This window comes from Mesorhizobium sp. M8A.F.Ca.ET.207.01.1.1 (assembly GCF_004794715.1).
Classification (GTDB): domain Bacteria; phylum Pseudomonadota; class Alphaproteobacteria; order Rhizobiales; family Rhizobiaceae; genus Mesorhizobium.
The window spans coordinates 672,331-692,296 of the sequence record NZ_SRUS01000001.1 but is presented as its reverse complement, the minus strand read 5'-3'; the positions used below and the strand labels follow the sequence as shown (position 1 = coordinate 692,296).

The 19,966-nt window shown below is 62.6% G+C and carries 26 protein-coding genes; 18 read left to right on the top strand and 8 right to left on the bottom strand.

The annotated features are described in order from the left end of the window. Positions 1-4: 4 nt before the first annotated feature. Both EN850_RS03465 and EN850_RS03460 read right to left on the bottom strand, forming a co-directional pair. Entirely contained in the window at positions 5-934 is a 930-nt protein-coding gene (locus EN850_RS03465; RefSeq protein WP_135915486.1) for a MoxR family ATPase, read from the bottom strand. Then, the gene (locus EN850_RS03460; RefSeq protein WP_127869549.1) at positions 931-1,458 is read right to left on the bottom strand and encodes a flavin reductase; all 528 of its coding nucleotides are present in this window, start codon (positions 1,456-1,458) and stop codon (positions 931-933) included. The genes EN850_RS03465 and EN850_RS03460 overlap by 4 nt, the downstream gene beginning before the upstream one ends. Before the next feature lie 178 nt (positions 1,459-1,636). Here EN850_RS03460 and EN850_RS03455 point away from each other — a divergent pair, with 178 nt between their 5' ends. Both EN850_RS03455 and EN850_RS03450 read left to right on the top strand, forming a co-directional pair. Beyond that, positions 1,637-2,710, top strand: coding sequence for an ABC transporter substrate-binding protein (locus EN850_RS03455; protein ID WP_135915484.1), 1,074 nt, complete (start codon positions 1,637-1,639; stop codon positions 2,708-2,710). Continuing rightward, positions 2,710-3,735: a P1 family peptidase gene (locus tag EN850_RS03450; RefSeq protein ID WP_135915483.1), complete on the top strand. Its 1,026-nt coding sequence runs from the start codon at positions 2,710-2,712 to the stop codon at positions 3,733-3,735. Before EN850_RS03455 ends, EN850_RS03450 begins: the two co-directional genes overlap by 1 nt. 9 nt (positions 3,736-3,744) lie before the next feature. Here the strand turns inward: EN850_RS03450 and EN850_RS03445 are convergent, their stop codons facing one another. Then, positions 3,745-3,999: a DUF2171 domain-containing protein gene (locus EN850_RS03445; RefSeq protein ID WP_023773164.1), complete on the bottom strand. Its 255-nt coding sequence runs from the start codon at positions 3,997-3,999 to the stop codon at positions 3,745-3,747. 133 nt (positions 4,000-4,132) lie between these two features. Between EN850_RS03445 and EN850_RS03440 the strand changes: the two genes are divergently transcribed. From EN850_RS03440 to purB, 3 genes are all read left to right on the top strand, one after another. Continuing rightward, positions 4,133-4,858, top strand: a complete 726-nt coding sequence (locus EN850_RS03440; RefSeq protein WP_127279376.1) for a DUF2259 domain-containing protein — start codon at positions 4,133-4,135, stop codon at positions 4,856-4,858. Positions 4,859-4,914: 56 nt separating this feature from the next. Next, positions 4,915-5,379, top strand: a complete 465-nt coding sequence (locus EN850_RS03435) for a hypothetical protein (protein WP_189590973.1) — start codon at positions 4,915-4,917, stop codon at positions 5,377-5,379. A gap of 158 nt (positions 5,380-5,537) precedes the next feature. After that, the gene (gene purB, locus EN850_RS03430; protein ID WP_136090642.1) at positions 5,538-6,845 is read left to right on the top strand and encodes an adenylosuccinate lyase; all 1,308 of its coding nucleotides are present in this window, start codon (positions 5,538-5,540) and stop codon (positions 6,843-6,845) included. Positions 6,846-7,035: 190 nt separating this feature from the next. On the opposite strand, the gene EN850_RS03425 is transcribed toward purB, so the two are convergent. Beyond that, on the bottom strand, positions 7,036-7,848 hold the full coding sequence (locus tag EN850_RS03425) for a VOC family protein (RefSeq protein ID WP_135915482.1): 813 nt from the start codon (positions 7,846-7,848) through the stop codon (positions 7,036-7,038). 245 nt (positions 7,849-8,093) lie between these two features. Between EN850_RS03425 and EN850_RS03420 the strand changes: the two genes are divergently transcribed. Continuing rightward, positions 8,094-8,648 carry an alpha/beta hydrolase gene (locus EN850_RS03420; RefSeq protein WP_127280660.1) on the top strand — a complete coding sequence of 185 codons (555 nt, stop codon included), beginning with the start codon at positions 8,094-8,096 and terminating at the stop codon, positions 8,646-8,648. A gap of 19 nt (positions 8,649-8,667) precedes the next feature. Here the strand turns inward: EN850_RS03420 and EN850_RS03415 are convergent, their stop codons facing one another. Both EN850_RS03415 and EN850_RS03410 read right to left on the bottom strand, forming a co-directional pair. Then, on the bottom strand, positions 8,668-9,441 hold the full coding sequence (locus tag EN850_RS03415) for an HpcH/HpaI aldolase/citrate lyase family protein (RefSeq protein ID WP_127280659.1): 774 nt from the start codon (positions 9,439-9,441) through the stop codon (positions 8,668-8,670). A gap of 109 nt (positions 9,442-9,550) precedes the next feature. After that, complete coding sequence (locus EN850_RS03410) at positions 9,551-9,871, bottom strand: DUF1476 domain-containing protein (RefSeq protein ID WP_127280658.1); 321 nt, start codon at positions 9,869-9,871, stop codon at positions 9,551-9,553. Positions 9,872-10,147: 276 nt separating this feature from the next. Here EN850_RS03410 and purC point away from each other — a divergent pair, with 276 nt between their 5' ends. From purC to EN850_RS03375, 7 genes are all read left to right on the top strand, one after another. Next, positions 10,148-10,942: a phosphoribosylaminoimidazolesuccinocarboxamide synthase gene (gene purC, locus EN850_RS03405; RefSeq protein ID WP_013532127.1), complete on the top strand. Its 795-nt coding sequence runs from the start codon at positions 10,148-10,150 to the stop codon at positions 10,940-10,942. Positions 10,943-10,985: 43 nt separating this feature from the next. Further along, on the top strand, positions 10,986-11,228 hold the full coding sequence (gene purS, locus EN850_RS03400) for a phosphoribosylformylglycinamidine synthase subunit PurS (protein ID WP_127280770.1): 243 nt from the start codon (positions 10,986-10,988) through the stop codon (positions 11,226-11,228). Between the two features lie 18 nt (positions 11,229-11,246). After that, positions 11,247-11,501, top strand: coding sequence for a hypothetical protein (locus EN850_RS03395; protein ID WP_127280765.1), 255 nt, complete (start codon positions 11,247-11,249; stop codon positions 11,499-11,501). Beyond that, positions 11,498-12,166, top strand: coding sequence for a phosphoribosylformylglycinamidine synthase subunit PurQ (purQ, locus tag EN850_RS03390; RefSeq protein WP_127280766.1), 669 nt, complete (start codon positions 11,498-11,500; stop codon positions 12,164-12,166). The genes EN850_RS03395 and purQ overlap by 4 nt, the downstream gene beginning before the upstream one ends. A gap of 64 nt (positions 12,167-12,230) precedes the next feature. Further along, positions 12,231-12,896, top strand: coding sequence for a glutathione S-transferase family protein (locus tag EN850_RS03385; protein ID WP_135880198.1), 666 nt, complete (start codon positions 12,231-12,233; stop codon positions 12,894-12,896). Continuing rightward, positions 12,893-13,300, top strand: coding sequence for a hypothetical protein (locus EN850_RS03380; protein WP_135880197.1), 408 nt, complete (start codon positions 12,893-12,895; stop codon positions 13,298-13,300). Before EN850_RS03385 ends, EN850_RS03380 begins: the two co-directional genes overlap by 4 nt. 7 nt (positions 13,301-13,307) lie before the next feature. Further along, positions 13,308-13,949 carry a Pr6Pr family membrane protein gene (locus EN850_RS03375; protein ID WP_135918701.1) on the top strand — a complete coding sequence of 214 codons (642 nt, stop codon included), beginning with the start codon at positions 13,308-13,310 and terminating at the stop codon, positions 13,947-13,949. 8 nt (positions 13,950-13,957) lie between these two features. On the opposite strand, the gene EN850_RS03370 is transcribed toward EN850_RS03375, so the two are convergent. Further along, positions 13,958-14,209 carry a DUF1127 domain-containing protein gene (locus tag EN850_RS03370; RefSeq protein ID WP_127279750.1) on the bottom strand — a complete coding sequence of 84 codons (252 nt, stop codon included), beginning with the start codon at positions 14,207-14,209 and terminating at the stop codon, positions 13,958-13,960. A gap of 94 nt (positions 14,210-14,303) precedes the next feature. Here EN850_RS03370 and EN850_RS03365 point away from each other — a divergent pair, with 94 nt between their 5' ends. Beyond that, positions 14,304-15,713 (top strand): PLP-dependent aminotransferase family protein, encoded by a 1,410-nt coding sequence (locus EN850_RS03365; RefSeq protein ID WP_136090641.1) that lies wholly within the window; start codon positions 14,304-14,306, stop codon positions 15,711-15,713. A 76-nt stretch (positions 15,714-15,789) separates the two neighbouring features. Here EN850_RS03365 and EN850_RS36245 read toward each other — a convergent pair whose 3' ends face one another. Continuing rightward, positions 15,790-15,954: a hypothetical protein gene (locus EN850_RS36245; protein ID WP_167531216.1), complete on the bottom strand. Its 165-nt coding sequence runs from the start codon at positions 15,952-15,954 to the stop codon at positions 15,790-15,792. A gap of 232 nt (positions 15,955-16,186) precedes the next feature. Between EN850_RS36245 and purL the strand changes: the two genes are divergently transcribed. The 4 genes from purL to grxD all read left to right on the top strand — a co-directional run bounded on the left by purL (position 16,187) and on the right by grxD (position 19,822). Beyond that, positions 16,187-18,418, top strand: a complete 2,232-nt coding sequence (purL, locus tag EN850_RS03360; RefSeq protein ID WP_136090640.1) for a phosphoribosylformylglycinamidine synthase subunit PurL — start codon at positions 16,187-16,189, stop codon at positions 18,416-18,418. Positions 18,419-18,438: 20 nt separating this feature from the next. Next, a complete protein-coding gene (locus EN850_RS03355; protein WP_246689136.1) occupies positions 18,439-18,990 on the top strand; it encodes a hypothetical protein in 552 nt (183 codons plus the stop codon). A gap of 111 nt (positions 18,991-19,101) precedes the next feature. Beyond that, positions 19,102-19,335: a BolA family transcriptional regulator gene (locus EN850_RS03350; RefSeq protein ID WP_015318146.1), complete on the top strand. Its 234-nt coding sequence runs from the start codon at positions 19,102-19,104 to the stop codon at positions 19,333-19,335. A gap of 151 nt (positions 19,336-19,486) precedes the next feature. Then, positions 19,487-19,822, top strand: coding sequence for a Grx4 family monothiol glutaredoxin (gene grxD, locus EN850_RS03345; RefSeq protein ID WP_013895877.1), 336 nt, complete (start codon positions 19,487-19,489; stop codon positions 19,820-19,822). Positions 19,823-19,966 lie beyond the last annotated feature (144 nt).

Below are 19,966 nucleotides of genomic sequence, written 5' to 3'. Positions count from 1 at the left end.
CTTGCTACTCCGCCGCCGCGAGCTCAGCCTTGACCTCGTCGAGGATGCGCCGGCCCTCGCCCGCGCCGATGCGGGCAATGTCGTCCTGGTATTTCAGCAACACGCCGATCGTGTCGGACACGGTCTCCGGATCGAGCGCCACCTTGTCGAGTTCGGTCAGCGCCCCGGCCCAGTCGATAGTCTCGGCGACGCCCGGCACCTTGAACAGTTCGATCTGGCGCAGCTTCTGGATGAAGGAGACCACTTCAGCGGAAAGCCGCTGGTTGGCCCGTGGCACCTTGCGGCGCACGATCTCCAGCTCTCGTTCCGCAACGGGATAATCGACCCAGTGGTAGAGGCAGCGCCGCTTCAGCGCGTCGTGGATCTCGCGTGTGCGGTTGGTGGTGATGATGACGATCGGCGGCTCTTCCGCCTTGATGGTGCCGAGTTCAGGCACCGTCACTTGGAAGTCGGAGAGGATTTCGAGCAGGAAGGCTTCGAAGGCTTCATCGGTGCGGTCGAGCTCGTCGATCAGGAAGACCGGGGCCGCACCCGTCTTTCCGGTCAGCGCATCGAGCACCGGCCGACGGATCAGGTTTTTTTCGGAAAAGACGTTGCGCTCCATGGCGGAGCGCTCGACCTTGCCGGCCGCCTCCTCCATGCGAATCTCGATCATCTGCGCGGCGTAATTCCATTCATAGACGGCCGAGGAGACATCGAGCCCCTCATAGCACTGCAGGCGGATCAGCCGGCGGCCGAGCGCCTCTGCCAACACCTTGGCGATCTCGGTCTTGCCGACGCCGGCCTCGCCCTCGAGGAAAAGCGGCCGTTTCATGCGCAGCGACAGGAAAAGCACCGTTGCCAGCGACCGGTCCGCGACATAGTCCGCACCGGTCAGGAGATCGAGCGTTTCGTCGATCGTCCCCGGCACGGGGCGCGGTTTCAAGTCGCTCATTCCTTCTCCGTAGGTACGGCTGCCCCACTTTCCAGAACGTGGTAGCCGCGTGCGTGGTAAATCAGCGGCCGCAAATTATCGCCCATACGCAGGCCTGTCACCTTGCCAAAAAGCACACGATGGGTGGCCAGGTCCTTGGTATCGATCAACTCGCAGTCGAACACGGCGAGCGCGCCCTTCAATGTCGGCGCACCAGTGGAAATGACATCCCATTCGCCGAGCGCGAAACGCTCTTCGACCGGCAACCCAGTCATGCCGGAGAATCCAATCGACAGCGGCTCCTGGTGCGAAGCCAGCGTGTTCAGGGCAAATTTGCCGTTCTTCACGAACAGCTCATTCTTGGCATTTTCACGATTGAGGCAGACCAGGATGGTCGGCGGCGTGTCCGACACCGAACAGGCCGCGATCACCGTCGCCCCGCGCTTGCCGGCGGGCCCATCGGTGGTCACCACATGGACGTGACCGGCAAAATGGCTCATCGCGTCGCGATAGGCTTGCGGTCCAATATCGTTCTTCTTCAGCACTGGAAGTTTCCGTGGCCATTGTTCGCCTGACATATATGGCCAGACATCACATGCCACAAGCGAAGTGCTTGGCCCATATCCCGAATTCGCGTGTTGCACCAAGGCCGGACAGCCTTTAGGTCTTGGCGGGAATTGGTGCCCACGCGACGTCGCGGGCTTGGAGGGACGGTTCGGCAGGATGGGATCCGGGGCAACGATATCCATCGCACTGGCCTGGCTGTTGCTGACCGGTGCCGCTGGCGCACAGACGCTCACGATCGGGGTCGCCGCGCCCCTGTCGGGACCGTCGGCCATCCTCGGCAAGCAGATCGAGGCTGGCGCCGAACTCGCCGCGGAGGCGGACGGCGTCCAGCTCAAGACCGTGGATGACGCCTGCACCGGCGACGGCGGCGCCGCAGCGGCAAGGGAGTTCGCGGCAGCCAAGGTCAATGTCGTGATCGGCTTTCTCTGCACGGAGGCGATCGAAGCGGCGATGCCTGTCCTGAAGGACGCCAACATCCCGGTCATCACCGTCGGCGTGCGAACCGAAAGCCTGACCGACCGCCGCGCCAAGACCGGCTGGCCGGTCTATCGCCTCGGGCCGCGCGGCGATGACGAGCGCAACGCCGTCGCCTCTAACCTGACCCGCCTGTGGCGTGATGAATTGTTCGCCATCATCGACGACGGCACCATCTATGGCCGCGAGATCGCCGAGACATTTCGCGCCGCGGCGGAGCAGGCAGCGTTGAAACCGGTCTTCGTCGACACGTTCCGGCCGCAGCTCGACAACCAGATCGGCCTGATCGGACGGCTGAAGAAGGCTGGCGCCACGCATGTCTTTGCCGGCGGCGACGGTGACGACATCGCCATCATGGGGCGCGATGCCGCCCAGCTCCAGGCCGGCATCGTCCTTGCCGGCGGCGAAAACCTGCGCACGCCGCCCGGTGACGTGCCCTATGCATCCGGTACGCTGATGATCGCCCAGCCGGAATGGGCGGATATCGCGAACCCTAAAGTGCTGGAGAGCTTCGCCGCGCGAAAGATCGTGCCGGACGGCTATACCTTGCCAGGCTATGCGGCGATCGAGATCGCCAAGGCGGCGGCAGGCTTGTCCGAAAGCTCCGGCAAGCCGCTGACCGACGCACTCACCGGGCATGATTTCACCACGGCGATCGGGCCGGTCCGCTTCGACGCCAAGGGCGACCTCAGCCGGAGCCCCTACCGTGTCTTCCGCTTCGACGGCACCCGCTTCGTGCCCTTGGAAAACAACTGATGTTCCGCACCGGCCCGCGCAATCTCATATCGGACGTTGCCGGCCTGCGCGTCGGCAACGCTTCCGATGCCAGGCTGAAGTCCGGCGTGACGACCGTGCTTTGCGACGAGCCGGCGGTGGCGGGTGTCCAGATCCTGGGCGGCGCGCCCGGCACCCGCGAGACGGATTTGCTGGAACCGCACAATTCCGTCGAGACAATCCATGCCGTTGTGCTGTCGGGCGGTTCGGCTTTCGGCCTCGATGCCGCGTCCGGCGTGCAGGCCGCGCTGCGCGAGCGCGGCATCGGCCTCGAGGTGGGCGGCTTCCGGGTGCCGATCGTGCCAGCGGCGATCCTATTCGACCTGCGCAATGGCGGCGACAAGGACTGGGGCCGTTATCCGCCCTATCGCGACCTCGGCTACGAGTCGGTGCAGGCTGCCGCTGCCGATTTCCTGCTTGGCACGGCCGGCGCCGGCACCGGCGCACTGACTTCGGGCCTGAAGGGCGGCCTTGGCTCCGCCTCGACGCTGCTGGACAATGGCATCACCATCGGCGCGCTGGCCGCCGTCAACCCGACCGGCTCTGTAACCGTTGGCCGCACCCGCCATTTCTGGGCGGCGCCCTTCGAAATCGGCGATGAATTCGGCGGGCTCGGCTATCTCTCGCCCATGCCCGAAGACGCCAAGCGGATCTTGCTGAAATACCGCGACAAGGAACACGGGCGGCAGATGGAAACCGGCGGCAACACGACCATCGCCGTCATCGCGACGGACGCGGTCCTCACCAAGGCCGCCGCGAAACGCCTGGCGATTGCGGCGCATGACGGCTTCGTGCGCGCCATCTGGCCGACCCATACGCCGGCCGACGGCGATCTGGTGTTCGCGTTGGCGACCGGCAAGAGCGGGATCGAACTCACCGCCGACGCCGCAGTCGACCTCTATGCCGTGGCCGGCGCGACCATGGCACGCGCCATCAGCCGTGGGGTGTTTGCCGCGACGCCAGCCGATAATGATTTGTTCCCAGTCTGGTCGTCGCGCCTGGGCTAAGGCCTTCGATCAAACCGGATCGGATTTCTCTTCCTCGAACGTCACCGCGACATCGGAATTCGCCGACAGCCAAACCTTCTTGCCATCGACCTCGGCAACCAGGGCCAGGGAAATATAATGATGATGGCCCTTGTGAGCGCCCTCGCCGCTATCGGCCTTGGTCAGCTTGATGCGCTGGCCATCGACCTTGTCGACCGTGCCGATATGCACGCCATCGGCGCCGACGACTTCCATGTGCTCACGAATTTTGCTGGTGTCGGTCATGGTAGCTTCTCCATTGGGGATTGCCGACAATAACAAATGACGAGCGGATTGGATGCATCGGCTTTGGTCCGCACGACGTTTTGATTTCGTCGTGCTAGGGATTGAAACGATCACGGCTGCCGGGGTGAAAACGATGCGAATGCTTTTCCTGTTTGCCGTTTCCCTGGCAGCGCAGCTCGCGGCGTCGATCGCCGCCCAGGCCGGCGATGTCGCGGAACTTGAAATTCTCGGCTTCACCCGGGATGGCAGCGTCTTCGCCTTCGAGGAATACGGCGTCCAGGACGGGTCGGGCTTTCCCTATGCCAACCGCTATTACATCGACACAAGCAGCGACAGCTTTCTCAAGGGCACGCCGATCAGGGTCCGGCTCGACGATGAGAATGCAACGCTCGACGCTGCCCGCGTCCAGGCCCGGCAAAAGGGCGAAGCCATTGTCGGCCAGGCCGAGCTGAATGCCAATCGCGGCATCACCGCCGGTTTCAACCCGGTGACCGAGCTTTCAGCCGATCCGCATCGCATGGCGGTCAATCCGAGGCCGATCTTCTCCCCGGTCGATCAGCCGCTCGAGTTCCGGTTGGACGAGATCGGCATGAACAACACCGAAGGCTGCGACAGCCAGGGCGAGATCAATGGCTTCCGTCTGCTGCGAATCGAGGCGCAGGATGGCGGCACCACCAAATTGCTGCACGAGGACAAGGCGATCCCCAAGAGCCGGGGCTGCCCGAACGGCTACCGCATCGGCGCGGTGCAGACATTCTCGATGGACAGCCTCAGCGCCTATGCGGTTCTGATCGCGGTGCGCCAATATGGTTTCGAGGGGCCGGACTTTCGCTGGATCGCCGTGACCGGCCGCCTGTGACAGGGCTTGTCCGACCCGTCAGGCGCAATCGCGCCCTGCGCCGCCTTCGCGACGCGATGCCGAGACCGCGCGCGGCGCTTCTCGGCGCCCTGCTGTGGGCAGCGGCGATGGGCGCCAGCGCACTCGTCAACCTGTTTCTGGACAATTGGGTGACGCCGGGCAAGATCCGCACAGTGTCGCTGCTGTTCGCCGCAGGCGGCGCCTTGGCGTTTCCGGTTGGCCTGTTCGCGACGCGGCTGGTCTCGCTCGGAAGAGGCTCCGAGGTCGCCTTCGCCGCGGCATTGGTGTGCCTCGCCGCGGCGACGATTGGCCTGACCGCCGGGCTGTATGCGCTGCAGTACCGGTCCTATTATGCCGAATGGCATGCGCCCGCATTCACCCTCACCTGGGGCTTTCAGCTTGCCTTCACGGTGGCGGTGGCGTCCTACCAGTTCGTGGTGCTGGGCATCCGGCTCTATTTTCCGCTTGGTTTTGTCGCCTTGTTCGCTGCCGGCCTCTGGTTTGCGCGGCATCAGCGTTGAGCATTTGGTCCACCTCTGGTAGGAGGCGGGCCAACCTGGAGCGGTTCAGCGTTTGATAGAATCGCCGATCCGCTCTAACTTTTTCTTTTTCGCAATTCCGGACGGAAAACCGCTGCGCACTTTTCCTGGAATTGCTTTAGACACATCAGGACAGACCGATGATCCCTCGCTACTCCCGGCCGGAAATGGTCGCCATCTGGTCGCCCGAAACCCGGTTTCGCATCTGGTTCGAAATCGAGGCCCATGCCTGCGACGCGCTGGCCGAACTGGGCGTCATCCCCAAGGAAGCGGCCAAAACCATCTGGGAAAAGGGAAGTGCTGCGGAATTCGACGTCGAGAAGATCGACGCGATCGAGCGCGTCACCAAGCATGACGTCATCGCCTTCCTCACCCATCTTGCCGAATTCGTCGGACCCGATGCGCGCTTCATCCATCAGGGCATGACGTCATCTGATGTGCTCGACACCTGCTTTGCGGTGCAACTCACCCGTGCCAGCGACATTCTGCTCGCCGACATCGATGCGTTGCTTGCAGCGCTCAAGCGCCGCGCCTTCGAGCACAAGGACACCGTCACCATCGGCCGCAGCCACGGCATCCATGCCGAGCCGACCACCTTCGGTATCAAGCTGGCGCAGGCCTATGCCGAATTCTCGCGCTGCCGCGAGCGGCTGGTGCACGCGCGCGAAGACATTGCCACCTGTGCGATTTCAGGGGCAGTCGGCACCTTCGCCAACATCGAGCCCTATGTCGAGGAACATGTGGCCCAAAAGCTGGGGCTGAAGCCGGAACCGGTATCGACGCAAGTGATCCCGCGCGACCGCCACGCCATGTTCTTCGCCACGCTCGGCGTCATTGCCTCCTCGATCGAGCGGCTGGCGATCGAAGTCCGGCATCTGCAGCGCACCGAAGTGCTGGAAGCGGAAGAGTTTTTTTCGCCGGGCCAGAAGGGCTCGTCGGCGATGCCGCACAAACGCAATCCGGTGCTGACCGAAAACCTCACCGGCCTTGCCCGCATGGTGCGCTCCATGGCGTTGCCGGCGATGGAGAACGTGGCCCTTTGGCACGAACGCGACATTTCGCATTCGTCGGTCGAGCGCATGATCGGCCCGGACGCCACCGTGACGCTCGATTTCGCGCTGTCACGTCTGACCAGCGTCGTCGACAAACTCGTCGCCTATCCCGAGAACATGCTGAACAACATGAACAAGTTCCGAGGACTGGTGCATTCCCAGCGCGTGATGCTGGCGTTGACTCAGGCCGGCCTGTCGCGCGAGGACTCCTACCGGCTGGTGCAGCGCAACGCCATGAAAGTATGGGAACAAGGCGCTGATTTCCTTGAGGAACTTCTGGCCGACAAGGAAGTGACCGCAGCGCTGCCAGAGGCGCAAATCCGCGAGAAATTCGACCTAGGTTATCACACCAAGCACGTCGACACGATTTTCAAGCGTGTGTTCGGGGAGGCGTGAGCTTTCCTTCTCCCCGTTCACGGGGAGAAGGTGCCGGCAGGCGGATGAGGGGCAGCGCCAACTTCGACGGGTAAAGCTACTCATCGCATTGTGTCAGAAGCGATAACCTTGCAACCTCGGCGCCGCCCCTCATTGCCCTGCCGGGCATTTCTCCCCGTAAACGGGGAGAAAGAAGCTGTGTTGACGCCAATCACGCCTTGCCAGGAACAGTCCTGATCACCGTGCCCCAGGGGTCCTCACGGGTCGTTTCACTCGCCACATTGTCCGAGCGCATTTCGACCCAGGCGAGGCCCGAACGAGACGGGTCGCGGCGACCGGCGCCGGCGCTCTGCCAGGCATTGGCGCCGATGTGGTGGTGGTAATGGCCTGACGACAGGAACACCGCCTGGCCGCCATATTTGGCGACCGTGTCGAAGCCGAATTCCTGGTTCCACCAGGCTTCGGCCTCTTCCGGCCTGCCGACGCGGAGGTGGACGTGGCCGACAATGCTGTTTTCCGGCGCGCCCTGCCAGCCCGCATCGCCGGCCGGCACTTCGGCAACGACAGAAGGAATGTTCATCCGCTCGGTCGCCATGGCGATCTTGTCGCCGCTCCATTTCCAGTCCTGCGGGCGGCGATCGGCATAGATCTCGATGCCATTGCCCTCGGGATCGGTCAGATACAGCGCTTCGCTGACCAGATGATCCGAAGCCCCCTCGATGGCGATCTTGTCTGATATTGCGTAGTTGATCCAACGGCCGAGATCGGCGCGGCTTGGCAGCAGGAAAGCCGTGTGGAAGAGGCCGGCGCTGCGCGGATCGTCCGGCTTGGCGGACGCGTCCGGCTCAAGAACCAGCAGCGGACGGTTGGCAGCGCCGAGCGTGATCGCGCCATCGGCACGGCTCAGTTCCTGCAGGCCGACAACCCGGCGGTAATAGGCCGCGAGGCTTTCGGCATCACGCGCCTTCAGCCCGACCCGGGCGACGCTCACCGGCGTGGTGGCGGCAAATGGCAGTTCGCTCATCATTGTCTCCGTTGCGGCGACGTTTCGCGAAGCCCCCAAAGCCAGGAGCCCGGCGCCACCAATCATTGTACGTCGTGTCAGCACCAAAATCCCGGCCCTCCACGGCTGTTTCTTTCCCCACAGAGATCGTCGATCGCCATCGTTCACACAAGACGGCGAAAAGCGAACATGGTGTTCACCATTGCGTGCAAAGAGCGCAGCCATCAACGGTTGCATGAGACAATCGCGCTCGCTATCTCAGCGCCATGAAAGTCAAAGACGCAGATATCCTGATCATTCCCGGATACACCAATTCCGGACCCGAGCATTGGCAGACCCGCTGGCAATCGAAGCTGTCGACCGCGCGCCGTGTGGAGCAGGCCGAATGGTCGAAGCCGGTGCGCGAGGACTGGACGGCGAGCGTCGCCAAGGCGGTCAACGAGGCCGAGAGACCTGTCGTTCTCGTCGCTCACTCACTGGGAGTGGCCGCGGCCGTACAGGCCATTCCGAAATTTCAGAAGCCGGTCGCCGGCGCCTTCTTCGTGGCACCGCCCGACGTCGCCAATGCCAAGATCAAGCCGAGGCATCTGATGACCTTCGGCCCCTATCCGCGCGAGCCGCTGCCATTTCCCTCCATCGTGATCGCCAGCCGCAACGATCCCTTCTGCCCCTTCGATGTCGCCGAGGACATCGCCGGCGCCTGGGGCTCGCTGTTCATCGACGCCGGCGAGACCGGTCATCTCAGCGAGGATTCAGGCTTTGGCCCGTGGCCCGAGGGATCGATGACCTTCGCCAAGTTCCTGACGGACCTGAAGGCTTAGCGTCCGTGGTCGCGCTGCATCAGGCGCCGATGGAATCCTTGATGCCCTTGAGCAGGGTCTTTGCCCCCAGCGAAATCAGCGCATGCTCGGAGCCCGTGGCGAGCAGGCGGTAGCCCATCGACACGACGCGGCCGGCGATAGCGGGTTCGACGACGTAGATCGCCGCATGCTTGCCGGCCTTGCGGGTGCGCTCGGCAACCGAGGCCACTGTCTCCATCATGCTTTCGAGCGTCGAGTTGACTGTCGCGCCGTTCGACCAGGCGATCGAGAAATCCGATGGGCCGAGGAAGATGCCGTCGATGCCGGGGGTATCCAGTATGCCGTCAAGCGCATCGAGCGCCGCGCGCGTCTCGACCATCGCAAAAGCCATGGTGCGCTGATTGGTGTCGCGCAGCCATTCGGCATAGTCGCCCTTGCCATGACGGGGAAAGGCATAGGTCGGGCCCCACGAGCGCTCTCCGAGCGGCGGATATTTCATGGCGGCGGCGAACAGCTTGGCATCGGCCACCGAGTTGACCATCGGGGCAATGACCGCTTCGGCGCCGAAATCGAGGGCACGGCTGGCCATGTCGAAACGGCCAACAGGGATGCGCACCAGCGCTGGCTTGCCCAGGGCCAGTACCGGCGCCAGGCCGCGCAGGACGCTGTCCTCGTGATGGCCGCCATGCTGCATGTCGAGTGTGACGGCATCGAAGTCCTGCCTGGCGAGGATCTCCACGGTCAAGGCGTCCGGCACGCCAGACCAGGCGGTGACCAGCGTTTCATCTGCGGCAAGACGGGACTTCAGGGACATCTAATCTCTTTCCTTATTGACGTCGCCAGTTTCAGCCGGAAACCGCCGCAAAGGCAAAGAAAAACCGCCCGGATCGGCCGGGCGGTCGATTGGTCCAGTAAGAGGCCGATCAGGTATTCCTGATCTGCTCGATCGCCTGCGCCATCAGTTCGTCCATGGTGCGGCGGATCTGATGATCGGACTGCTCCACGCCTGCAGCGTCGAAATCCTTGCGGATCTTGCGGAACACGTCATGGTCGCCGGCTTCCTCGATGTCGGAAACAACAACTTCCTTGGCGTAGGCGTCGGCGTCGGAACCGGATTTTCCGAGCTTTTCGGCGGCCCACAGACCAAGCGCCTTGTTGCGCCGCGCCGAAGCCTTGAACCGAAGCTCCTCGTCGAATGCAAATTTGCGCTCGAAGCCCTCTTCGCGGTCTTTCATGCTGCTCATGGCGTCCCTCCGGGTCAAATCCGATTCGTTGGCAGGTGAATATGTGTGTTGCCGAAGCACAAACCAAAAGGTCGCGGGCCGGTCAATATGCTTCGTCATATGCTGCGCTGCGGCATTTCAGTCCCGAAAGCGGTTGATTCGAAGGATTTGCCGATTGAGCAAACGATGTGATTGGGATAGACCCGGCATTGAACGTCACCGTCGCCGCGCTAGTTCAGGCGGACGGACAGGAAGTGGTCCCTTACCGCCTGCCCGCAAATCCAGAGAAAAATTCAAATGAAAAATCGCCGCCGCATTTATGAAGGCAAGGCCAAGATCCTCTATGAGGGACCCGAGCCGGGCACGCTGATCCAGTTCTTCAAGGACGACGCCACCGCGTTCAACAAGAAGAAGCACGAGGTCATCGACGGCAAAGGCGTGCTCAACAACCGCATTTCCGAATACATTTTCAATCATTTGAACCGCATGGGCATTCCGACCCACTTCATCCGCCGGCTCAACATGCGCGAGCAGCTGATCAAGGAAGTCGAGATCATCCCGCTCGAAGTGGTGGTGCGCAATGTCGCCGCCGGTTCGCTGTCCAAGCGCCTCGGCATCGAGGAAGGCACCGTCCTGCCGCGCTCGATCATCGAATTCTACTACAAGGCCGACGCGCTCGACGATCCGATGGTTTCGGAAGAGCACATCACGGCGTTCGGCTGGGCAAGCCCGCAAGAGATCGACGACGTCATGGCGCTTGCCATCCGGGTCAACGATTTCCTCTCCGGCCTGTTCATGGGCGTCGGCATCCAGCTCGTCGACTTCAAGATCGAGTGCGGCCGCCTGTTCGAGGGCGACATGATGCGCATCGTCGTGGCCGACGAGATTTCGCCGGACTCCTGCCGCTTGTGGGACGTGGCGACGCAGGACAAGCTCGACAAGGACCGTTTCCGCCGTGACATGGGCGGCCTCGTCGAGGCCTATCAGGAAGTCGCCCGCCGCCTCGGCATCATGAACGAGAACGAGCCGCCGCGTCCTACCGGCCCGGTGCTGGTCGCCTCGACCGACGGCCTCAAAGGCAAGCCGCACTGATTGCGGCTTGCAACCCGACATTCAGAACAGGAGCATGTCCAGCGTGATCAAGGCCCGCATTACCGTCACCCTCAAGAATGGCGTTCTGGACCCGCAAGGCAAGGCAATCGAACACGCGCTGTCGGGGCTGGGATTCGATGGCGTCGGCGCGGTGCGGCAAGGCAAGGTGTTCGACGTCGAACTGGCGGAAAGCGACAGGGCCAAGGCTGAAGCCGATTTGAAGGCCATGTGCGACAAGCTGCTGGCGAATACGGTGATCGAGAATTATAGTGTGACACTTACCTGAGGTTGTGTCGGAGGCACTATGCCGGAAGTCACGAATGAGTTGATGTACGAGTTGCTGAAGCGCGTGCATCACGAAATTGGTGAGCTTCGTCAGGATGTTTCCGAAACGAAACGGGAATTGAATGTAATGCGAGGTCACATGGTGGCAACGCAAAGTGACATCCACAACATCTATGGCATTCTCGCCCGCCAGGATGATCGACTTGAACGCATAGAACGCCGTCTCGACCTGCGCGATCTTGCCGAAGCACAGAGGCCTTACGAACCAAAATGAAAACAGCCGTCGTCCTCCTGCCTGGCCTCAATCGCGACCGCGACATGATCGCGGCGCTGACCAAGATTTCCGGACAGGCGCCGGCAACCGTCTGGCAGACCGATACCGAAATCCCCGATGTCGATCTGATCGCCATTCCCGGCGGCTTTTCCTTCGGCGACTATCTGCGTTGCGGCGCGATCGCGGCGCGCATGCCGGTGATGCGGGCAGTGGCCGAGAAGGCGGCTAAGGGCGTGATGGTTATCGGTGTCTGCAACGGGTTCCAGATTCTGGTCGAGGCGGGATTGCTGCCGGGTGCGCTGATGCGCAACACATCGCTGAAATTCGTCTGCCGGCAGGTCAAGCTCGAGATCGCCAACGCCAACACCATGTTCACCCGCCGCTATCAGCCGGGCCAGATCATCCGCTCGCCGGTGGCCCATCATGACGGCAATTACTTCGCCGACGCCGAGACGCTTGCCCGCCTCGAAGGCGAAGGCCAGGTGGTGTTCCGCTATGCCGAAGGCACCAACCCGAACGGCTCGATCAACGACATTGCCGGTATCATCAACGAACAAGGCAATGTGCTCGGCCTGATGCCGCACCCCGAGAACCTGATCGAAGCAGCGCATGGCGGCAGTGACGGCAGGGCGTTGTTCGAAGGCGCCTTGGGCATTGCCGCTTGAAGTTTGCAACCGCAACCTTAAGAATTGCGGCAATTCAAAATCATAGGGTGAGGGAGAGACGGTCATGAAACTCTATTCGCGGCCGTTGTCGCCCTACTCTTCGATCGTGCGCGCACTGGCCTATATCAAGGACGTGCCGCTCAAGATCATCGCGCCGCCGCCGGGTTTTCCGATCCCCGAAGAGTTTCGGGCCATCTCGCCGATGAACCGCATTCCAGTGCTGATCACCGGCTCGGGCGAAACCATCGTCGAATCGGTGGTCATCGCCGAATATCTCGAGGAGCGGTTTCCGGAACCGGCGCTGTTGCCGCCCGATTCCAAGGACCGCGCGCTGGTGCGCATGTTCGCCCGCATCACCGACCTCGACGTGTTGACGCCGACAATGAAGCTTTTCGAGCTGCATTTCATGCCGAAGCGCAACAATGCCGAGATCGAAGCCCAATTCGCCCGTCTCCACCATGGGCTGGCGGCCATCGAGGCGCGGATGGCGCAAGGCCCCTTCGCGCTCGGCAGCGACATCAGCTTTGCCGATGCCTGGCTGACGCCGACGCGGTTCATCTTCAACAATTTCCGCGCCATGACAGGTCGCCACGACCTGCTCGACGCCTATCCCAAATTCGATGCCTATGAGCAGATCGCCTCGCAGCATCCCGCATTGTCCAGGGTATGGGGCGAGATGACAGACGGCCTGAAGATCTTCCTGTCCGAACTCGAGATGGGTGCCGCTTGATCAAGAGCAAGACGGTCGCCTTCGTCGCCGCGGCAGGCTTTGCCCTGGCATCGTGCCAATCGACCCCGAAGAGCACGCCTGTGCCCTCGGGCAAGAGTGCTGCGCTGCTGGCCATGGAACAGGTCGCGATAGCAGCCCACAAATGCTGGATCGCCAGCAAGGATCCGGCCTTCAAGCAGTATCAGATGGCCAATGAGCTGAACTCGTTCAGCGGCACGCCGCGCTTCCTTCTGGTGCCGGCCAAGCACTATGGCGGCAAACCGTTGCTGGTCGTGCAGGCGCAGGGGAATTCAAGCCGTGTCGACGTCTTCGGACCGTTGATGAACGACCCGCTCGGCGCCCGCATCAGTTCTGATATCGCGCGCTGGCAGGCGGGCAATCCGACCTGCGCAGCCACCGCTTGAGCCAGCCATGGGCCGGTTCCTGCAGATCGCGGGATTGGTTGTTGGCCTGATCGCGCTCGTCCTGCAGTTCTCGATCACCATTCCGGCATCGATGGAAGCGGGCCGCGGCCTGCTCGGCTCGATCGTGTTCTATTTCAGCTTCTTCACCATCCTGACCAACATTGGCGCCGTGCTGGTCCACATCTCGCTGTTGTCATCCAGCGGCTATGCCTGGCTGCCTGCCTTTGCCGGCCCCCGGATGCGCGCGTGCGTCGCGGTCTCGATCACCCTGGTCTTCATCGTCTATGCCACGGTACTGGCGCGGCTCTGGCAGCCGCAGGGCCTGTTCCTGCTCTGCGACGTCCTGCTGCACTATGTGACGCCGGTGCTGTTCGTGCTGTGGTGGCTGATATCAGGCGCCGACGGCAGAACGCGATGGAGCGACGTCTCCTGGTGGGTTGTCTATCCCATCGCCTATCTGGTCTATTCGCTGGCGCGGGCGCCGCTGGCGGGCGAGGTGCCCTACCCCTTCCTCGATATCGCCAAGAACGGCGTCGGGAGCGTCACTGTCGCGGCGCTCGCCATCACCGCGCTGTTCCTGGTGATATGCGTCGTCGCCGTTTTCGTCGATCACGGTGTCGGGCGCCTCAGGAGAAAAGGCCACCGATAGACCGGTCGCTATTCCCACAGCGGCTTGATGCCCTCGCGGTGGGCGTCGCAGCGCGAGATGCCGATGTCCTTGAGCTGATCGTCGGTCATCTCCAGCAATGCCAGCCGGCCGCGCCGGCGCTCCAGCAGATGGCCGATCCATTTCGCCAGCGACCTGACCACTTGCACAAGCCGGCTGGCGAAGCCGCGCTGCCCGGACGGGCGGGTCGGCTGGCCGAGCAATTCGGTTGCCGAGTGGCGGAATGTTGCGATTGTATCCATTTTCTTTCTGCCAAAATTATCGATTGCACCCCTTTTAGTGCCTCATTAATTATGTATTGACTCCCGAAACGGTGCAATATAGAAATTTGTCACCATGACAAATTGGATTCCAGATCTCACGGGTTCAGGTCCGCTGTATCAGCGCCTCGCGGATTCCATCGAGGCGGATATCGACCGGGGAGTGATCGGCGCGGGGGCAAAACTGCCGCCACAGCGCGATCTCGCCTACGACATCGGCGCCACTGTCGGCACGGTCGGTCGGGCCTATCAATTGCTGCGTGAGCGCGGCCTCGTCAGTGGCGAGGTCGGACGGGGGACCTATGTGCTCGGCGAAAACATTGCCATTACAAAGCCAGAGGCGCCCGACGCCAGCGTGGAAGGCACGCGTTATGTCGACGCCCCCACGGACAAGCTGCGGTTCGACAGCACGGCAGCCCCCGACATTGGCCAGGGCGCCATTGTCGCTGACGTGCTCTCGCGTGCCGCACAGGACCATCCGCATGAGATTTCGAGCTACACGCGCGATTTTCCTGATCGCTGGTACGAAGCCGGCGCCCGGTGGCTGTCACGAAACTCCTTCCGGCCAACGACCGATACAATCGTCCCCACCCTCGGCACCCATGCCGCGGTGATGGCCGCGATCGCGGCCCTGACCACGCCCGGCGACTATGTCGCCTTCGAGCACCTCACCTACTCGCAAATTTCCCGCAGCGCCGGCCTGATCGGCCGGCGCACCGCGCTGGTGGCATCGGACGATGAAGGCCTCGATCCGGCGGATTTCGAACGCGTCTGCGCACAAAAGCACCCCAAGATGGTCTTTCTGATGCCGACGGCGCAGAATCCGACCCTGGTGACCTTGTCACCGGCGCGCCGCGAGGCCATCGCGCGTGTCGCCCGTGAATACAACGTCATCCTGATCGAGGATGACCTCTACGGCCATCTGACCGACGACCCGACACCGCTGCTTGCCGAATTTGCGCCCGAACGCACCATCATTGCCGGCGGCCTGTCGAAATCGGTCGCCGCCGGTCTGCGTGGCGGCTGGCTGTCCTGCCCGCCCGCCTATCGCCATCGCATCCGCGTCGCCCACAAGATGATGACCGGCGGCATGCCGTTCCTGTTGGCGGAGGTGAATGCCCGGCTGGTGCTTTCCGGCCAGGCCAGCGAAATCCGCAAACGCAGCATCGCGGAGATCGGCGCCCGCATGTCCATTGTGCGCGAAAGCTTGGCAGGCTTCTCATTCAAATCGCACGACAAAGTTCCGTTCGTCTGGCTCACCCTGCCCGATCCCTGGCTTTCCGGCACGTTCAAGAATGCCTGTCTCGAGCACGGCGTGCTGATCGATGACGAGGATGAGTTCAAGGCGGGGCGCTCGGAGTGGGTTTTCCATGGGGTGCGCTTCGGCGTTTCGCAGCCGAGGCGGCGCGAGGATATTGCCGGCGGCGTCGCGGTGATCAGGCGGCTGCTGGACGAGGGCCGCGCGGGCTACGACAGTTTTTCCTGAACCTTTCGCGGCCACCCGCCCTGCTGCCTCAATATGCCGCCCTGCGAAACCGGGACTTGTCAGCACCGGACCCGGATCAGCCTTCGGCCTTGAAGTTCTTGGCTTCCTTCTCGGCCTTGTCCTTGCCGTGCTTCTCAGCCAATTCCTTGGCCTGCCGGGGCGAAACGTCGGTGGTCTCCGCGATATGGAGGGCCTCCTTGTCCGAGAGGCGATTGTCGTTCTTGCCTTGCTTGGTAGCCATCGTGCTGTCTCCTGGGTGATAGGGACCTAACGGCTGGGACATCATGGCGTTCCCCATTTGACTTTGCAGGGCTGCAATAGCTGGCGGCGTCTTTCGTCGCGTACGAAAGACCCATCGGGGTCATCACCCTGTTGCTTTCTGCCTTTTTCCTCCGCCGACGGGTGTATCGGCCGCAAAGCTTGCGATAAGAGGAGACTCAAAATCCCTGCTCCATGGACATAAATCGCCGCCCATGACCATTTCCAATTCCGTACCGATCACATCAGAGCTCATCGCCGCGCATGGGCTGAAGCCCGACGAATATCAGCGCATCCTCGACCTCGTCGGACGCGAACCGAGCTTTACCGAACTCGGCATCTTCTCGGCGATGTGGAACGAGCACTGCTCCTACAAATCCTCGAAGAAATGGCTGCGCACCTTGCCGACCACAGGTCCGCAGGTCATCCAGGGCCCGGGCGAGAATGCGGGCGTGGTCGACATCGGCGACGGCGACTGCGTCGTCTTCAAGATGGAAAGCCACAATCACCCCTCCTTCATCGAGCCCTATCAGGGTGCGGCGACCGGCGTCGGCGGCATCTTGCGCGATGTCTTCACCATGGGCGCGCGGCCGATCGCGGCGATGAACGCGCTGCGCTTCGGTGCTCCCGACCATCCCAAGACCAGGCATCTCGTCGCCGGCGTGGTTTCGGGCGTCGGCGGCTACGGCAATTCCTTCGGCGTGCCGACGGTTGGCGGCGAGGTCAATTTCGACGCCCGCTACAACGGCAACATCCTGGTCAACGCCTTCGCCGCAGGCCTTGCCAAGACCAATGCCATTTTCCTGTCCGAAGCCAAGGGCGTCGGCCTGCCTGTCGTCTACCTCGGCGCCAAGACCGGCCGCGACGGTGTCGGCGGCGCCACCATGGCGTCGGCCGAGTTCGACGACAAGATCGACGAGAAGCGCCCGACAGTGCAGGTCGGCGACCCCTTCACCGAAAAATGCCTGTTGGAGGCCTGTCTCGAACTGATGGCCTCGGGCGCCGTCATCGCCATCCAGGACATGGGTGCGGCCGGCCTCACCTGTTCTGCCGTCGAAATGGGTGCCAAGGGCGACCTCGGCATCGAGCTCGACCTCGACAAGGTGCCGGTGCGCGAAGAGCGCATGAGCGCCTACGAGATGATGCTGTCGGAAAGTCAGGAACGCATGCTGATGGTGCTGCGTCCCGAAAAGGAAAAGGAAGCCGAGGCGATCTTCCACAAATGGGGCCTCGACTTCGCCATCGTCGGCAAGACCACCGACGATCTGCGCTTCCGCGTGCGGCACCAGGGCGACGAGGTCGCCGACCTGCCGATCAAGGACCTTGGCGACAAGGCACCGGAATACGATCGTCCGTGGGTCGAGCCGAAGAAGCGGGCGCCGCTTGGCGCCAACGATATCCCGCAGGCCGATCTCGCCGATGCACTGTTGAAGTTGCTCGGCGGACCGGACCTGTCGTCACGCCGCTGGGTGTGGGAACAGTACGACACACTGATCCAGGGCAATTCGCTGCAGCTTCCGGGCGGGGATGCCGGCGTGGTGCGGGTCGAGGGCCATCCGACCAAGGCGCTGGCTTTCTCGTCCGACGTGACGCCGCGCTATTGCGAGGCCGACCCTTATGAGGGCGGCAAGCAGGCGGTGGCCGAATGCTGGCGCAACCTGACCGCCACCGGCGCGCTGCCGCTCGCCGCCACCGACAATCTCAATTTCGGCAATCCCGAACGGCCGGAGATCATGGGCCAGCTGGTCGGCGCCGTGAAAGGCATCGGCGATGCCTGCCGGGCGCTCGGCTTCCCGATCGTGTCCGGCAACGTCTCGCTCTACAACGAAACCAACGGCCAGGGCATCCTGCCGACACCGACCATCGGCGGCGTCGGCCTGATATCGGACTGGTCGAAGATGGCGCGGATCGGCTTTGCGGCGGAAGGCCAGATGATCCTGCTGGTCGGCGCGCCGGCTTCCTGGGGCACGCATCTTGGCCAGTCGGCCTATCTCAGGGATATCCACGGCCGCAACGATGGCCCGCCGCCTCCGGTCGATCTCGAGCACGAGAAGCGCGTCGGCGACCATGTGCGTTCGCTGATCGCGTCCGGCATCGTTACGGCGGCACATGACGTCTCAGACGGCGGCATTGCGGTGGCCTTGGCCGAAATGGCGATGGCGTCCGGCATCGGCGCGACCGTTCCCGGGCTTGTCGGCACCGATCCGATCCCGGTCTGGTTCGGCGAAGACCAGGGCCGCTATCTCCTGACGCTGTCGATCGATCCGCATGGCGATGAATGGGATGCTATCCGCAAGCAGCAGGGCGAACTCGGCATCTTCGCGCCGTGGATCGGCTCGACGGGAGGCAACGCGCTGAAGCTCGGCGATGCCAGGGCAATCCCGGTCAGCGATCTGACCGCCGCCCATGAAGGCTGGTTCCCCCGCTTCATGGACCAGGCCAGTTGACGAGAGCATGATCCCGAAAAGTGGAAACCGGTTTTCGGAAGAAGATCCTGCTCAATCATAAGAAACTGGCCGTACGGGCGCTGCTTGCAGTCGTCTTCTGGCCGTCGCTGTTCTTCTTCTGGTGCCTCGGGCCGTTCGTCTTCTTCCTGCTGTCGACGACCTCGAGTGAGGTTTGTACCAGGCTGGAAACACGCGCGGAGTTTCTGGCCGCGGCCAATGATACGCTTCCGATGCTTGTCCTGCAGAACCTCATCTACGCGGTTCCGATCGTCTGCCTGGTGCTCTGGAACCGGCTGCTGCCGGAGCCAACGCGGGCAAGGCACGTCGTCACCTGCATCAAGCTTTTCGCCGTCTCGGCTGTTTTGGGAGCCTTGTGGGAGTATGGGTCTTCGCTTGTCTGCGATGGTTACGGCCAGCCGTTCTTCTCGTCAGCCTGGCAAATGACCAGCTATCTGCCGATTGCCAACCTGGCGGTCAACATCCCGCTCTACGTGCTGGTTTTCACCCTTGGCCGCGCCTTTTCGATGCGCGAGGACGAGCCGGCGCGGGGGCCGGGCGAAACCATCTCCTGAACGCCAACAGAACGGAACCGCTTCAATCCGGATTGGAAAGGCTTTAGGCTTGGCCGACTCTCATCGCACGGGCCGCCGCGCCGCCGCCCTCCCGAAACAGGAATTTCTGCAATGGCAATGGACGCCCACGACATCGAAAAACTGATCAAGGACGGGATCCCGGACGCCCGCGTGACGATCCGCGACCTCGCCGGCGATGGCGACCATTACGCGGCCGAAGTCGTGGCCGAGAGCTTTCGGGGAAAAAGCCGCGTTCAGCAGCACCAGATGGTCTATGACGCGCTGAAGGGCAATATGGGCGGCGTACTGCACGCGCTGGCGCTGCAGACCAGCGTTCCCGACTGAGGCATTTCCCGCCGACACGCTTGGCCCAAAACGGCCCATTCTTTGCGCCATTCGGGTGATGGCATGGCTAAAGTCTTGTTTCGGGCAACCTATGGGTTTATTTGAAAGACATGCTTCGAGCCTGACTCCCACGGGCGTGAAAGGATATTCCATGAGCGGTATCAACGACTACATCGACAATGAAGTGAAGGGCAACGACGTCGTCCTTTTCATGAAGGGCACGCCCGGCTTTCCGCAATGCGGGTTTTCCGGCCAGGTCGTCCAGATCCTCGACTATATCGGCGCTGACTACAAAGGCGTGAACGTCCTGGATTCCGCCGAATTGCGCCAGGGCATCAAGGACTATTCCAACTGGCCGACGATCCCGCAGCTCTACGTCAAGGGCGAATTCGTCGGCGGCTGCGATATCATCCGCGAAATGTTCCAGGCTGGCGAATTGCAGACCTTCCTCGTCGAGAAGGGCGTGAGCGTCAAAGGCGCCGCCTGACTTCGGTTTGGGCCATGTCGATATCGACATGCCCCCGACCATCAGGGCTGCCCCACCCCGGCAGTTTTTACATCCCGGATTCCGGGATCAGCACGAGCCAATGCGCCGGCCCGCCGGCGCGTTTTCGGTTGAGAGATCGGACTT

Bases quoted from the DNA above. Each gene is read 5' to 3' on its own strand.
- EN850_RS03410 (WP_127280658.1), bottom strand. From the start codon at position 9,871: ATGAGCAGCATGAAAGACCGCGAAGAGGGCTTCGAGCGCAAATTTGCA.
- EN850_RS03365 (WP_136090641.1), top strand. From the start codon at position 14,304: ATGACAAATTGGATTCCAGATCTCACGGGTTCAGGTCCGCTGTATCAG.
- EN850_RS03445 (WP_023773164.1), bottom strand. From the start codon at position 3,999: ATGACCGACACCAGCAAAATTCGTGAGCACATGGAAGTCGTCGGCGCC.
- EN850_RS03420 (WP_127280660.1), top strand. From the start codon at position 8,094: ATGAAAGTCAAAGACGCAGATATCCTGATCATTCCCGGATACACCAAT.
- EN850_RS03465 (WP_135915486.1), bottom strand. From the start codon at position 934: ATGAGCGACTTGAAACCGCGCCCCGTGCCGGGGACGATCGACGAAACG.
- EN850_RS03395 (WP_127280765.1), top strand. From the start codon at position 11,247: ATGCCGGAAGTCACGAATGAGTTGATGTACGAGTTGCTGAAGCGCGTG.
- EN850_RS03415 (WP_127280659.1), bottom strand. From the start codon at position 9,441: ATGTCCCTGAAGTCCCGTCTTGCCGCAGATGAAACGCTGGTCACCGCC.
- EN850_RS03375 (WP_135918701.1), top strand. From the start codon at position 13,308: ATGGGCCGGTTCCTGCAGATCGCGGGATTGGTTGTTGGCCTGATCGCG.
- EN850_RS03385 (WP_135880198.1), top strand. From the start codon at position 12,231: ATGAAACTCTATTCGCGGCCGTTGTCGCCCTACTCTTCGATCGTGCGC.
- EN850_RS03455 (WP_135915484.1), top strand. From the start codon at position 1,637: ATGGGATCCGGGGCAACGATATCCATCGCACTGGCCTGGCTGTTGCTG.
- EN850_RS03425 (WP_135915482.1), bottom strand. From the start codon at position 7,848: ATGAGCGAACTGCCATTTGCCGCCACCACGCCGGTGAGCGTCGCCCGG.
- grxD (WP_013895877.1), top strand. From the start codon at position 19,487: ATGAGCGGTATCAACGACTACATCGACAATGAAGTGAAGGGCAACGAC.
- EN850_RS03450 (WP_135915483.1), top strand. From the start codon at position 2,710: ATGTTCCGCACCGGCCCGCGCAATCTCATATCGGACGTTGCCGGCCTG.
- EN850_RS03435 (WP_189590973.1), top strand. From the start codon at position 4,915: ATGCCGAGACCGCGCGCGGCGCTTCTCGGCGCCCTGCTGTGGGCAGCG.
- purC (WP_013532127.1), top strand. From the start codon at position 10,148: ATGAAAAATCGCCGCCGCATTTATGAAGGCAAGGCCAAGATCCTCTAT.
- EN850_RS03350 (WP_015318146.1), top strand. From the start codon at position 19,102: ATGGCAATGGACGCCCACGACATCGAAAAACTGATCAAGGACGGGATC.
- EN850_RS36245 (WP_167531216.1), bottom strand. From the start codon at position 15,954: ATGGCTACCAAGCAAGGCAAGAACGACAATCGCCTCTCGGACAAGGAG.
- purB (WP_136090642.1), top strand. From the start codon at position 5,538: ATGATCCCTCGCTACTCCCGGCCGGAAATGGTCGCCATCTGGTCGCCC.
- purL (WP_136090640.1), top strand. From the start codon at position 16,187: ATGACCATTTCCAATTCCGTACCGATCACATCAGAGCTCATCGCCGCG.
- EN850_RS03440 (WP_127279376.1), top strand. From the start codon at position 4,133: ATGCGAATGCTTTTCCTGTTTGCCGTTTCCCTGGCAGCGCAGCTCGCG.
- EN850_RS03370 (WP_127279750.1), bottom strand. From the start codon at position 14,209: ATGGATACAATCGCAACATTCCGCCACTCGGCAACCGAATTGCTCGGC.
- purQ (WP_127280766.1), top strand. From the start codon at position 11,498: ATGAAAACAGCCGTCGTCCTCCTGCCTGGCCTCAATCGCGACCGCGAC.